At 65.1% G+C, this 13252-nt stretch carries 9 protein-coding genes; 8 read left to right on the forward strand and 1 reads right to left on the reverse strand.

All coding sequences use genetic code 11. The features are described 5' to 3' along the window. Positions 1-73: 73 nt before the first annotated feature. From CH295_RS19115 to CH295_RS19150, 8 genes are all read left to right on the forward strand, one after another. Positions 74-1822 carry an ABC transporter ATP-binding protein gene (locus CH295_RS19115; protein ID WP_094741660.1) on the forward strand — a complete coding sequence of 583 codons (1749 nt, stop codon included), beginning with the start codon at positions 74-76 and terminating at the stop codon, positions 1820-1822. 10 nt (positions 1823-1832) lie between these two features. Next, positions 1833-2483, forward strand: a complete 651-nt coding sequence (locus CH295_RS19120; RefSeq protein WP_252342110.1) for an IMPACT family protein — start codon at positions 1833-1835, stop codon at positions 2481-2483. Between the two features lie 165 nt (positions 2484-2648). After that, the gene (ssb, locus tag CH295_RS19125; RefSeq protein ID WP_094635579.1) at positions 2649-3122 is read left to right on the forward strand and encodes a single-stranded DNA-binding protein; all 474 of its coding nucleotides are present in this window, start codon (positions 2649-2651) and stop codon (positions 3120-3122) included. A 125-nt stretch (positions 3123-3247) separates the two neighbouring features. After that, complete coding sequence (ettA, locus tag CH295_RS19130; RefSeq protein WP_032402531.1) at positions 3248-4927, forward strand: energy-dependent translational throttle protein EttA; 1680 nt, start codon at positions 3248-3250, stop codon at positions 4925-4927. Position 4928: 1 nt separating this feature from the next. Continuing rightward, the gene (locus CH295_RS19135) at positions 4929-5339 is read left to right on the forward strand and encodes an acyl-CoA thioesterase (protein ID WP_094741662.1); all 411 of its coding nucleotides are present in this window, start codon (positions 4929-4931) and stop codon (positions 5337-5339) included. 139 nt (positions 5340-5478) lie between these two features. Continuing rightward, positions 5479-10317 carry an NAD-glutamate dehydrogenase gene (locus tag CH295_RS19140; protein WP_094741663.1) on the forward strand — a complete coding sequence of 1613 codons (4839 nt, stop codon included), beginning with the start codon at positions 5479-5481 and terminating at the stop codon, positions 10315-10317. A gap of 64 nt (positions 10318-10381) precedes the next feature. Then, positions 10382-10846, forward strand: coding sequence for an acyl-CoA thioesterase (locus CH295_RS19145; protein WP_094741664.1), 465 nt, complete (start codon positions 10382-10384; stop codon positions 10844-10846). Then, positions 10839-11528 carry a DUF8185 domain-containing protein gene (locus CH295_RS19150; RefSeq protein WP_037193180.1) on the forward strand — a complete coding sequence of 230 codons (690 nt, stop codon included), beginning with the start codon at positions 10839-10841 and terminating at the stop codon, positions 11526-11528. The genes CH295_RS19145 and CH295_RS19150 overlap by 8 nt, the downstream gene beginning before the upstream one ends. On the opposite strand, the gene CH295_RS19155 is transcribed toward CH295_RS19150, so the two are convergent. After that, a complete protein-coding gene (locus tag CH295_RS19155) occupies positions 11525-13213 on the reverse strand; it encodes a glycoside hydrolase family 13 protein (RefSeq protein ID WP_502694515.1) in 1689 nt (562 codons plus the stop codon). The two genes, CH295_RS19150 and CH295_RS19155, sit on opposite strands and share 4 nt — an antisense overlap. Positions 13214-13252: the final 39 nt, after the last annotated feature.

Consider the following 13252-nt stretch of genomic DNA (forward strand, 5'->3'; position numbering starts at 1 on the left):
TACTTCAGCTACCACGGAGGTCTACTTGGAAAGCCGACCCGAACGTTCTCTCCTCGCGTCCGACCCAGCACCCGTGCGCCGAGTCCTGGCTCTGTTCACGCCCTACCGACGGCGGATCGCAGTCGTCAGCGCGATCATCGTCGTCAGCGCGATCATCGCGCTCGCATCCCCACTGCTTCTCCGCGAACTCCTCGATCATGCGATACCCGACCGCGACGTCACACTCGTCAGCCTCATCGCACTCGGCATGATCGCAGTTGCAGTCGCCACCAACACTCTCGGTGTCGTACAGACCTGGATGTCCAACGGCGTCGGTCAACGACTCATGCACGATCTCCGCGTCCAGGTCTACTCGCACCTGCAACGCCAATCCCTCGGATTCTTCGCGCGCACCCGCACCGGCGAGGTTCAGTCACGCATCGCCAACGACATCGGCGGCATGCAATCGGTGGTCACCAACACCGCAACGTCCATCGCGCAGAACGCGACCACCGTTGCCGCGACGGTGGTCGCACTCTTCCTGCTCGACTGGAAGCTCGCCACGTTCTCGTTGATCATCCTGCCGGTCTTCGTCCGCGTCGCCCGCCGCATCGGCGACGAGCGGCGCAAGATCTCGACGAAACGACAGAAGTTGCTCAGCGACCTGTCGGTGCAGATCGAGGAATCGCTCTCGGTCAGCGGCATTCTGCTGGGCAAGACCACCGGTTCCGCCCAGGCACTCACCGACAAGTTCGCGGACCGATCCCACGAGGTCGCCGGCGTCGAACTCGCTGCGATGATGGCAGGAAAGTGGCGCATGGCCACGATCCAGATCAGCTTCGCCGTCATGCCGGCCCTGGTGTACTGGTTCGCCGGCATCACCATCGGGCAGGGGAGCGCACTGACGATCGGAACCCTCGTCGCGTTCACCGCTCTGCAGACCCAATTGTTCCGGCCCACCATGCAATTGCTCAACACCGGCGTCGAGGTGCAGGCCTCGCTCGCCCTGTTCGGCCGAGTGTTCGAGTACCTCGATCTACCGATCGACGTCGCCGAGCCCACTCACCCGGTGGCGCTGCCCCGCGAGACCGTCCGCGGAGACGTCGCCTTCCGTGCCGTCGACTTCACCTACACCGCAGCAACGGTCCCGACGCTGAGCGGCATCGACCTAGAGGTACCGGCGGGCAGCACGCTCGCTCTCGTCGGCGCAACCGGCTCCGGCAAGACGACGTTGGGCTATCTCGTTGCGCGGCTGCACGATCCGACGGCCGGATCGGTGACCATCGACGGTATCGACCTGCGCGAGATGGCGTCGGAGACCATCGCCGACCTGGTCGGTGTCGTCTCGCAGGAGACGTACCTGTTCCATGCCACGATTCGGGAGAACCTGCGATTCGCCAAACCCGACGCCACCGACGAGGAGATTGTCGTGGCCGCCCGAACGGCACAGATCCACGACTTCATCGACGGCCTCGACGACGGTTACGACACCATGGTCGGCGAACGCGGGTACCGCTTCTCGGGAGGTGAGAAGCAGCGCATCACCATTGCGCGGACCGTGCTGCGCAACCCGCCGATCCTGGTGCTCGACGAAGCGACGAGCGCCCTCGACAATCGCACCGAACGCGCAGTGCAGACCGCGCTCGACGGCCTGATGAAAGGGCGAACGACCATCCTCATCGCGCATCGACTGTCCACGGTGCGCTCTGCGGACCGCATCGCAGTTCTCGACCACGGCGTCGTTCGCGAGGTCGGAACCCACGAGTCCCTGTTGGAGAACGACGGTATGTACGCCCAATTGGTCCGAGCCGCAGACGATGTGGTGGACAGTGTGGCTGCATGAGAGTGGTCGGGTGACCCCACTTCGTACCATCGCGAGCCGCGTCGAGTGCGAGACCGAGGTCAAGAAGTCCAGGTTCGTCGCCGTCGTCGATCGCGCGTCGACCGAAGCGGAGGCGCGGGCCGTGATCGCCGCGGCTCGCAAGGCCGATCCTGCTGCCGGACATCATTGTTCGGCGTTCGTCGTGGATTCCTCGGCAGGCGATCCGCTCGCCGACCCGATGCAGAGCATCGAGCGATCCAACGACGACGGTGAACCGAGCGGGACGGCAGGCACGCCCATGCTCGACATGCTGCGTGGGCATCACCTGACCAACGTCGTTGCGGTCGTCAGCAGATACTTCGGCGGAACAAAGCTGGGCACCGGAGGACTGGCCCGTGCCTACGGCGGAGCGGTGACCGAGGCGTTGTCCCGAGCGATGTTCCTGACCCGGGAGCGACGCGAGGTCATGACTCTCGAACTCGACCACGCCGAGGTCGGTCGCGTGGAATCGGAATTACGCGGGCACGGAGTTCTTGTGCTCGACACCTCCTACGGCGCGTCCGCGGTACTGACCGTCGCGGTTCCGGACGCCGATTCGACTGCGGCGCTTGTTGCTTCGCTCACTGCGGGTCGCGTGATCCCCACGCTCGACGGCCATATGTACGCTGAAATTCCCGACTAGCACACCGCCCCGACATTCTCGGGTCGCGCGGGCCCCGATTCGGGTCGTTCATCCACAGGACGGGCGGTTGTCCACATTTCGCCAACTCGTTCACCACGGACGTTCCCCGCGTAGCAGTGTCGATCTCGATCGCAATCACGCGACATCGATCGAGGGGAAGACACCATGTACGAAGCACAGTGCGCAGTTGTCGGAACGGTCATCACCAATCCCGTCAAGCGCTCCACACCTACCGGAGACGAGGTCCTCAGCTTCCGGATGGCCAGCAACGCCCGACGCCAGGACCGCAACACCGGCGAGTGGACCGACGGCGGAACCCTGTACCTGACGGTCACGTGCTGGCGTCGCCTGGTGCGCGGCGTCGGAGCGTCGCTGATGAAGGGCGACCCGATCGTTGCCTACGGGCAGCTGCGGACCAACGAGTACACCAACCGCGACGGAGTCGAACGCGCCGATCTCGAGATGCGGGCCAGTGCCGTCGGACCGGATCTCGCGCGCTGCAACGTCTCGATCCATCGGACGAAAACGGTGTCATCCGACGCTCCGACGGACGGTGATTCGGAAGCGACCGAACCTGTGGACGGGGATCGAGATCACGATCGCATCGACGACGACGTGCGCGAGTCCGTCCCTGCCTGAGGGCTCGCTGCATCCGCCGTCCATGCTGCATCGGAACCTGCGATCGAGTGTGGACGGCGGCTGCGCGTCGGGCCCCGCTCGGGCGGTGGTGCCGGAGACCCGCTCGCACCGATAAGCTGGGCATCATGGCTGAATTCATTTACACCATGAAGAAGGTGCGCAAGGCGCACGGCGACAAAGTCATCCTCGACGACGTGACGATGAGCTTCTATCCGGGAGCGAAGATCGGCGTCGTCGGCCCCAACGGCGCCGGTAAGTCCAGCATCCTCAAGATCATGGCGGGAATCGATCAGCCCGGAAACGGTGAGGCGTTCCTCGCTCCCGGTGCCTCGGTCGGCATCCTCATGCAGGAACCGGTCCTCGACGACACCAAGACCGTTCGCGAGAACGTCGAGGACGGTCTCGGCGAGACGATGGTCCAGCTCAAGCGGTACAACGAGATCGCCGAGTTGATGGCCACCGACTACTCCGACGAGCTGATGGAAGAGATGGGCGAGCTGCAGGAAAAGCTCGACCACGCCGATGCCTGGGAGATCGACTCCCAGCTGGAGCAGGCGATGGACGCGCTGCGCTGCCCGCCGCCCGAGTCGCCCGTCACCAACCTCTCCGGTGGTGAGAAGCGCCGCGTGGCGCTGTGCAAGCTGCTGCTGAGCAAGCCGGATCTGCTGCTGCTCGACGAACCGACCAACCACCTCGACGCCGAGAGCGTGCTGTGGCTCGAGCAGCACCTGGCCGCATACGCAGGCGCTATCCTCGCCGTCACTCACGACCGGTACTTCCTCGACCACGTCGCGCAGTGGATTGCCGAGGTCGACCGTGGACACCTGTACCCGTACGAGGGCAACTACTCCACGTACCTCGAGAAGAAGGCCGAGCGTCTCGAGGTCTCGGGCAAGAAGGACCAGAAGCTGCAGAAGCGACTCAAGGACGAACTCGCCTGGGTTCGTTCCGGTGCCAAGGCGCGTCAGGCAAAGAGCAAGTCTCGTCTGGCTCGCTACGACGAGATGGTGGCCGAGGCCGAGAAGACCAGGAAGCTCGACTTCGACGAGATCCAGATCCCCAACCCGCCGCGCCTCGGCGACGTCGTGGTGGAGGTCAAGAGCCTGGACAAGGGCTTCGACGGCCGCGTGCTGATCAAGGACCTCTCGTTCACGTTGCCCCGCAACGGCATCGTCGGCGTCATCGGCCCCAACGGCGTCGGCAAGACGACGCTGTTCAAAACCATCGTCGGCCTCGAGGAGCCGGACGGCGGCGAGGTCAAGATCGGTCAGACCGTCAAACTCAGCTACGTCGACCAGAACCGCTCGGGCATCGACTCGAAGAAGACGGTGTGGGAGACGGTGTCCGACGGCCTCGACTTCATCACCGTCGGCAGCTCCGAGTTCCCGTCCCGCGCGTACATCAGCTCGTTCGGATTCAAGGGCCACGATCAGCAGAAGCCTGCCGGAGTGCTCTCCGGTGGTGAGCGGAACCGTCTGAACCTGGCGATGACGCTCAAGCAGGGCGGCAACCTGATCCTGCTCGACGAACCGACCAACGACCTCGACGTCGAAACGCTCGGATCGCTCGAGAACGCGCTCGAGGAATTCCCCGGTTGCGCTGTGGTCATCTCGCACGACCGGTGGTTCCTGGACCGCACTTGCACCCACATCCTGGCCTGGGAAGGTGGCTTCGGCGACAACGAGGCCGCGTGGTACTGGTACGAGGGCAACTTCGAGGGCTACGAGGCCAACAAGGTCGAACGACTCGGACCCGACGCGGCCCGTCCGCATCGCGTCACGCACCGGAAGCTGACCAGGGATTGACATGCCGGTGAAAACCTTCACCTGCACACTTCAGGTGCGGTGGGGTGATTCCGACCGTCTCGGCCACGTCAACAACACCCGCTTCGTCGAATACCTCCAGGAAGGCCGCGTTCAGTTTCTGAACGCGGTCTTCGGGGGGCCGGGCGTGCGTGGCGCAGCGGTGGTGCGCAAGTTGACCACCGATTTTCTGCATCCGATTCTCGACGACTCGGGTCCGCTGACGATCGAGCTGTGGATCACCCGCGTCGGTACCACCTCGTACGGCGTCCGGCACGTGGTGACCGACCGCGACGGAAAAGTCTGCGCCGATGCCGAGGCGTTGATGGTCGCCTTCGATCTCGATACCTCGTCGTCGCGTCCTCTGGACGAAAGCGAGCGCGGTCTGCTCGCCGAGTACCTCCACGTCGGATAGAGCCGTCGAGTAGTTCTGACGCGCTGGGTCCGCGGGGTCACTGCGGTAACAGGGTGTTCGACACTAAGGTCGAGGAGTCATCGACGACCGGCGATCGGCGGGCGTCGGGAAAATCCTCACGAGGGAGTACTCGAACACCATGCCACGCTCGCTGGACCTGCCCGACAACGACTGGGCCGACGGCCTCGACGACCGACTCCTGGCCGAGCTGGCGACACTGCGTACCGAGTATTTCGAGCACGTGGACACGACGGCAGTCGGGGCATCCGCGCACACTCCCGACACCACGTCCTTCCATCGACATGTTCGGTTGGCCGCTCGGCGGCTGCCCGAGACCGCGAACGTGGCGGTCCATCGACCCAGCGAGTCGAGTTCGGCCGCCCATCAGGCCGCGGGCAGCTACCTGCAGATCGTCACCGACGACATGCCGCTTCTCGTCGAGTCGGTCATCTCGCTGCTCTCGAGACTCGGCATCGAGTACACCGACGTGGTTCATCCCATTCTGTCGGTCGCCCGCGACGCCGACGGCGAGCTGACGGGTCTGACCGCCGACGGCCGACGCGAATCCTGGATTCACGTTCAGCTGCATCCCTCCACCTCCGATGACGCCCTCGCCCGCGTCGAGTCGGAGGCGAGCCGGGTATTGGCCGACGTGCGTCAGGTGGTCGGCGACACCGATCGCATGCGTCGGGTGCAGGCCGAGGTGGCCGATCTCCTCGACCTTGCGGCCCAGCGGGCCGGTGATGCGGAGTCCGACATCGCCGTCGAACATCGCGACGCAGCCGCGTTGCTGCGTTGGCTCGGCGACGGGCACTACACGCTCCTCGGGTACCGCCGGTACCGGCTCGGAGGCGTCGACGGCGCACGGACGGCCACCGGCGACGAGTCGAGCAGCCTCGGTGTGTTGCGCGACGCGGCGCACGACGTGGACGGCCCGGAACCGCTCGGTCGGCGCGATCTCGTCGCCCTGACGCAGGGAGCGAGTCCGGCCACCGTGCACCGCGCCGTCTACCCCTACTTCGTGAGTGTCCTCGACGCCGAGAACTCCGCCGAACACCGCTTCGTCGGAGTCTTCACCGTCACCGCCCTGCACGAGAACGTGCTCGACATTCCGGTGATCGAGCGTCGGGTGCGCTCGGTGATCGCCCGGGCCGGCCATGATCTCGGGTCGTTCTCGGGTCAGGCGATGCTGGAAGTGCTGCAGTCGATGCCGCGCTCGGAACTCTTCGCCACCTCGGCAGCCTGGCTGTTCGAGACCGCGAGTGCTGTTCTGGCACTGGGCCGTCGGCGCAAGGTCAAGCTGTTCGTCCGGCCCGATGCCAGCGGGTCCTTCGTCTCCGCGCTGGTGTACTTGCCGCGAGATCGTTACACCACCCGTGTTCGTCTCGCCATTCAGGATCGGTTGCTCCGCGAGCTGGGCGGTACCTCTCTCGATTACACGGCGCGCGTGACGGAATCGGACCTGGCTCTGTTGCACGTGACCGTCCGTCGCGCGCCGGGAACGGCGTCGACGGAGCTCGCTGCCGAGGACATCACCCGGATCGAGGCGGCTCTCACCGAGACCACGAGAACCTGGGAGGACTCCCTCGGCGACGCCGTCTCGCTCGACCGCACCGTCGACCCGCTGCGGATTCAGCGGTACACCGAGGCGTTCCCCGAGGCCTACAAGCAGGATTTCAGTCCGGCTCGGGCCGTGACCGACATCGCTCGCCTCGAAGCGCTCGGCGACGAGTCGATCGACATGCAGCTCTACCGCAACGAGCAGTCCGCCGTGGGCAGCTGGCGTTTCTCGCTGTACATCGGCGGCGCGGGCGTCTCGTTGTCTCAGGTGTTGCCCATCCTGCAGAGCCTCGGCGTCGAGGTCGACGACGAACGGCCGTACCCCGTGGTGCGACCGGACGGAATGTCCTGCTGGATATACGATTTCGGGCTCTCCGCTTCACGTGAGATGCTGCGCTCGGCAATCGACGGCGACATCGACGCGGAGTTGTCCGAGGCAGGCACCGCCGATCGCGAGAGCCGCGTGCAGCACCGCTTCACCGACGCGTTCGCGGCAGTGTGGAGTGGACAGGCGGAGGCAGACCGGTTCAACGAGCTGGTCATGCGCGCCGGCCTGCACTGGCGGCAGGCAGTGGTGTTGCGCGCGTACGCGAAGTACCTGCGCCAGGCCGGTTTTCCCTACAGCCAGTTCAACATCGAAGGTGTGCTGCTGACGCATCCGCGCACTGCCCGGTTACTGGTCGGGTTGTTCGAGGCGCAGTTCGATCCCGAGGCGAGCTCGGAGGAGAACGCGCAGTCGATCGGCACCCAGCTGGGGGAACTGATCGACGAGGTCGTCAGTCTCGACGCCGACCGAATCCTGCGCAGCATGTTCGAGCTGATCCGCGCGACCTTGCGCACCAACTACTTCGTCGTGGGAGTCGACGGCGAACATCGCGAGTACCTCTCGCTCAAGTTCGATCCGCAGTCGATCGCCGAATTGCCCAAGCCGAAGCCGAAATTCGAGATCTTCGTGTACTCGCCCCGCGTCGAAGGTGTGCACCTGCGGTTCGGGGCCGTGGCCCGTGGCGGACTGCGCTGGTCGGATCGACGTGAGGACTTCCGGACCGAAATCCTCGGACTCGCCAAGGCCCAGATGGTCAAGAACGCCGTCATCGTGCCGGTCGGAGCCAAGGGTGGATTCGTCGTCAAGCGCCCTCCGGTCGTGACCGGTGACGCCGATCGAGATCGTCAGGCCCATGCCGAGGAAGGCAAGGCCTGCTACCGACTGTTCATCGCCGGGTTGCTCGACATCACCGACAATCTCGACCGCGCTACCGGAACGGTGACGGTTCCCACCGGCGTCGTACGCCGCGACGGAGACGACACCTATCTCGTCGTCGCCGCGGACAAGGGGACCGCGACATTCTCCGACATGGCCAATGACGTCGCCGCGAAGTACGGCTTCTGGCTCGGCGACGCCTTCGCCTCCGGTGGTTCGGCCGGCTACGACCACAAAGCCATGGGCATCACTGCCAAGGGCGCGTGGGAGAGCGTCAAACGACACTTCCGAGAGCTCGGAATCGACACGCAGAGCCAGGATTTCACCGTCGTCGGCGTCGGAGACATGAGCGGGGACGTGTTCGGCAACGGCATGTTGCTCAGCCGGCACATTCGCCTGCTCGCCGCCTTCGATCATCGGCACATCTTTCTCGATCCCGACCCCGAGCGTGAGTCCTCGTTCGCCGAACGGGAGCGGTTGTTCGCGCTGCCGCGGTCGTCGTGGGCGGACTACGACACCTCGCTCATCAGTGCGGGCGGTGGTGTGTGGGAGCGGACGCGCAAGTCGGTCCCGATCAGTGCGGCCGCGCGCGCAGCACTCGGGCTGGGGGATTCCGTTGACGCGCTGTCTCCGCCGGAGCTGGTGAACGCAATCCTTCGGGCTCCGGCCGACCTGCTGTGGAACGGTGGAATCGGCACGTACATCAAGGCGTCGACGGAGACCAATGCCGAGGTCGGCGACAAGGCCAACGACGCGGTGAGGGTCGACGGAATCGACGTCCGCGCTGCGGTGGTGGGGGAGGGCGGCAATCTCGGTGCCACCGCGCTGGGCCGCATCGAATACGCCGCGGCCGGAGGCAAGATCAACACCGATGCCGTCGACAACTCTGCGGGTGTCGACTGTTCCGATCACGAGGTCAACATCAAGATCTTGTTGGAAACGGCCATCACCAACGGCAACCTCGCGCGCGAGGATCGGGACGAGCTGCTCGCGTCGATGACCGACGAGGTGGGCAGGCTGGTGTTGTGGGACAACATCATGCAGAACGAGCTGCTCGGCACGTCGAGATTCGATGCGCCGAGCCTGGTCACCGTGCACAGTCGTGTGATCGAGGATCTGGAAGTGCGCCGAGGGCTCGATCGTGAGCTGGAGGCACTACCGACCGAGGCCGACCTGCGCAAACGCAAGCAGGACGGCCGAGGGCTGACCTCGCCGGAACTCGCGACGTTGATGGCTCATGTGAAGTTGGCGTTGGAAGCGGAGTTGCTCGACAGCGAACTTCCCGACAGCGACGTCTTCGCTCCGCGGCTACCCAAGTATTTCCCCGAGCCGCTGCGCGAGCCGTATGCCGACGCGATCACCGCGCATCCTCTACGGCGGCAACTGGTGGCCACGACGCTGTCCAACGAGGCCATCGACTGCGGCGGCATCACGTTCCCCTACCGATTGACCGAGGATTCGGGTGCGGCCGGCACCGATGCCATTCGCGCGTTCGCTGCCGCCACCGAGATATTCGGACTCGACGAGGTGTGGAACTCGATCAGGGCAGCGGACGTGCCGACTGCAGTGTCGGCCGAACTGTTGCTCGAGTCGCGGCGCATGCTCGACCGCGTCTCGCGCTGGTTGCTCGCCAACCGTCCGCAGCCGCTGGCCGTCGGAGCCGAGATCAGCCGTTACGCCGGTCAGGTGCGGGCGCTGCAGCCGTCGGTGTCCACGTGGATCTCCGGGCATCAAGCGAGCGATCTGGACTCGCGATCGGCTGCGGCGATCGAACGCGGCGCGCCGGCCGAGCTGGCACGTCGGATCTACGGATTGCTCGATGTGTACTGCCTGCTCGACATCATCGATATCGCCGACATCGTCGACCGGGACGGAGCCGAGGTCGCCGAGCTCTACTTCGCACTGGACGCCCACATCGGCATCGACTGGTTGCTCACCGCGGTGTCCAAGCTGGCCCGCGGCGACCGCTGGCATTCGTTGGCGCGCTTGGCGCTTCGCGACGATCTGTATTCCTCGTTGCGAGGAATCACCCAGGCGGTACTGGCGGGCGGTGAGCCGGACGAGTCGGTCGCGGAGAAGATCGCGGAATGGGAGTCGACCAACTCGTCTCGCCTGGCGAGGTCTCGTGCGGCGTTGACCGAGATCGCCGAGTCGGGAACCCTCGACCTGGCCACCCTATCGGTCGCTGCCCGACAGGTCCGCAACATGGTGCCCTGACCTACCGCACCACATCGCAACTGCCGACACCGCCGACACTCGACCGAGAAGAGGGAACGACCACGTGAGTGTGCCCGACGCCCATCTGTCCGACAAACGACCTGCCACCCAGCGAGTGGGCTTTCACGCCACCGTCGATGTCCGGTGGTCGGATATGGACGTGTACCAACACATCAACCATGCCCGGATGGTCACGCTCCTCGAAGAGGCACGGATTCCCTGGCTGTTGGTGGACAGGAGGCCGACGGCGAATCTGCGCCACGGAGCGGTGATCGCGGATCTGCACGTGAAGTATCGGGGCCAGCTCCGGCACGAGGACGGCCCCCTCGATGTCTTCATGTGGATCGACGCCGTGCGGGCGGTGGACTTCGTCGTCGGATACGAGGTGCGGGCCCGCGGTGCCTCACTGGACACCCCTGCGGCCGTGGTGGCGTCGACGCAGATCGCGGCGTTCGATATCGATGCGCAGCGGTTGCGTCGGCTCACCCCGACCGAGCGTGAGTTTCTCCTGAGCTGGCAGCGTGTATGAGCGCGTACTGACCGTGCCCGATGCGGTCGAGCGGGAGAACCTCGCGACGTTCTGCACCAGGGCGCTGCGTCTGGACGAAGCTGCGGTGATCCGTATGCGGACCCGTGCGGGCGGCGGTGTGTCCTGCTGGGCCGCAACGGGTTTCGATGCGCTCGCGGCTCGGGTGATCACCGGAACCGTGGTGCCCGACGACACCAGCGCCGGTGCCGACGTGTTGGTCGCGGCAGTCCAGCAGGCGGTCGACGGTGTGATCGACCCGGGATTCTCGATGGATTCCGCCTGGCGCGGTGCCCTGCCGCCGGACGGCGGATTCGGCCACGTCGACGATGTGCCCGCCAGGGTGCTCGTGGAGCTCGCGCAACGGGGCGTCGCGCTGGCCAAGGAACACGGCAGCAGTCACGGACCGCCGAGTTCGTTGCTCGAACAGGAAGTTCTGCACGTCGCGGGCGACAGCGACGACGTCTCGATTTCCATGCGAACGGTATTCGCGCTCACCGCAATGGGTTTCGTTCCACACAGTGGCACCGATCCGATGACAGTCGACGTGGACCCGGATCGGATCGCGCCCGACGAGGTGGTTCGTGTGCGGGTGTCGAAGGTCTGGCTACGCCTCGATGCCCGCTACGGCTCGGTCTTCGCTCGTCGCGCGGGACAGCAGTTGTCGCTCACCGTCGAGCGTTAGACGAGCCACGCAGCAGCGTTCGCCGGAAGCCTGCCGTCCACCAGCGGAGCACTGGCCAGCAACAACTCGCCGGGAGGCAGCGGGATCGATTCCTCCGATGCGTTCAAGGCGCAGATCAGGCCGCCGCGTCGACGAAACGCCAGGCAGCCGGGAGGTGCTCCGTACCAATCGATTCCGTTGCCGGTGAACTCCGGTCGCAGAGCCCGCAGCTCGAAGGCGGTCCGGTAGAGGCTCAGCATCGAATCGACGTCTTCGAGTTGAGCCTCGGCGGTGTACCCGTCCCACTCCGGCGGCATCGGCAGCCAGGTTCGATCGGTGGCGGAGAACCCGAACGGCGGTGTGTGCCCCTCCCATGGCATCGGCACTCGGCAGCCGTCGCGGCCACGCTCGGCGTGCCCGGATCGCTCCCACACCGGATCCTGCAACGCACTGTCGGGAAGTTGCACGTTGGGCAACCCGAGTTCGGCACCGTTGTACACGAAAATCGTTCCGGGAAGCGCCAATTCCACCAGGATCATGGCGCGGGAGCGCGCCCGACCGAGCTCCCCACCGCCGTACCGGGTGACCTCGCGCTCGACGTCGTGGTTCGACAACGTCCACGTGGGAGTTCCGTCGACCAGTTCTACTGCGGCAAGGGAATTGGAGATGGCATCGCGGATGGTCGCGGCATCGAAATCGACACTGGCCAGCCGGAAGTTGAAGCCCAGGTGCAACTCGTCGGGCCTGATGTACTCGGAGAAGCGCACATTGTCCTGCACCCAGATCTCGCCCACGGTCACCGCGTGGGGGAACTCGTCCATGACTGCTCTGATGCGGCGATGCAGGTCGTGGACCCGAGGATTGTTGAACCGGGGATCGTCGTCGTCGTTCTTCATCAACGCGTTGAGTTCGAGACTCATGTCGGCCAGGTCCACCGGTTTGGCCATGCCGTGTGCCACATCGAGTCGGAAGCCGTCGACACCGCGGGAAAGCCAGAACCTCAGGGTGCGCGCGAAATCGTCGAACACCTCGGGATTGTTCCAGTTCAGATCCGGCTGTTCGGGCGCGAAGATGTGCAGGTACCACTGGCCGGGGGAGCCGTCGGCCTCGGTGATGCGAGTCCAGGCCGGTCCGCCGAAGATGCTCGGCCAGTTGTTCGGTGGCTGCGAACCGTCGTCACCACGTCCGTCTCGAAAGATGTAGCGGGCTCGCTCGGCACTCCCGCGCGCTGCCGTCAGGGCCGATCGGAACCACGGGTGCTCGCTGCTGGTGTGATTGGGCACCAGATCCATCGTGACCTTGATGTCGCGCGCATGAGCTTCGTCGATCAACGCGTCGAAGATCTCCAGGTTGCCGAACAGGGGGTCGATGTCACGGGGATCGGACACGTCGTACCCGTGATCGGCCATGGGCGACCGGGTGATGGGTCCGATCCAGACTGCGTCGATGCCCAGTAGCTCGAGATAGCCGAGCTTGTCGCGAATTCCGTCGAGGTCACCGATGCCGTCGCCGTTGGAGTCCGCGAACGAACGGGGATATATCTGGTAGAAGACGGCATCCTGCCACCACAACAGCTCGGAGCCTTCGATCGGATCGGTCACAAGGGGCAATAGTGCCAAACGATCGGCCGCGGAACGATTCAGGGGCGTTGGGCACGATCGGAAAGCGGGATTACAGGTCAACCAACAGTAAAGCTTTGTGCTCATTCACATGACCGACTCCTGTCAGTTCGTTGGGAAAGTGTT

The organism is Rhodococcus sp. 14-2483-1-2 (assembly GCF_002259405.1).
In the GTDB taxonomy this organism is placed as follows: domain Bacteria; phylum Actinomycetota; class Actinomycetes; order Mycobacteriales; family Mycobacteriaceae; genus Rhodococcoides.

What these genes read in the sequence shown, in the direction of transcription:
- CH295_RS19140 (WP_094741663.1), top strand. Translation starts at nt 5,479, where the DNA reads ATGCCACGCTCGCTGGACCTGCCCGACAACGACTGGGCCGACGGCCTC.
- CH295_RS19135 (WP_094741662.1), top strand. Translation starts at nt 4,929, where the DNA reads ATGCCGGTGAAAACCTTCACCTGCACACTTCAGGTGCGGTGGGGTGAT.
- CH295_RS19155 (WP_502694515.1), bottom strand. Translation starts at nt 13,213, where the DNA reads ATGAGCACAAAGCTTTACTGTTGGTTGACCTGTAATCCCGCTTTCCGA.
- ettA (WP_032402531.1), top strand. Translation starts at nt 3,248, where the DNA reads ATGGCTGAATTCATTTACACCATGAAGAAGGTGCGCAAGGCGCACGGC.
- ssb (WP_094635579.1), top strand. Translation starts at nt 2,649, where the DNA reads ATGTACGAAGCACAGTGCGCAGTTGTCGGAACGGTCATCACCAATCCC.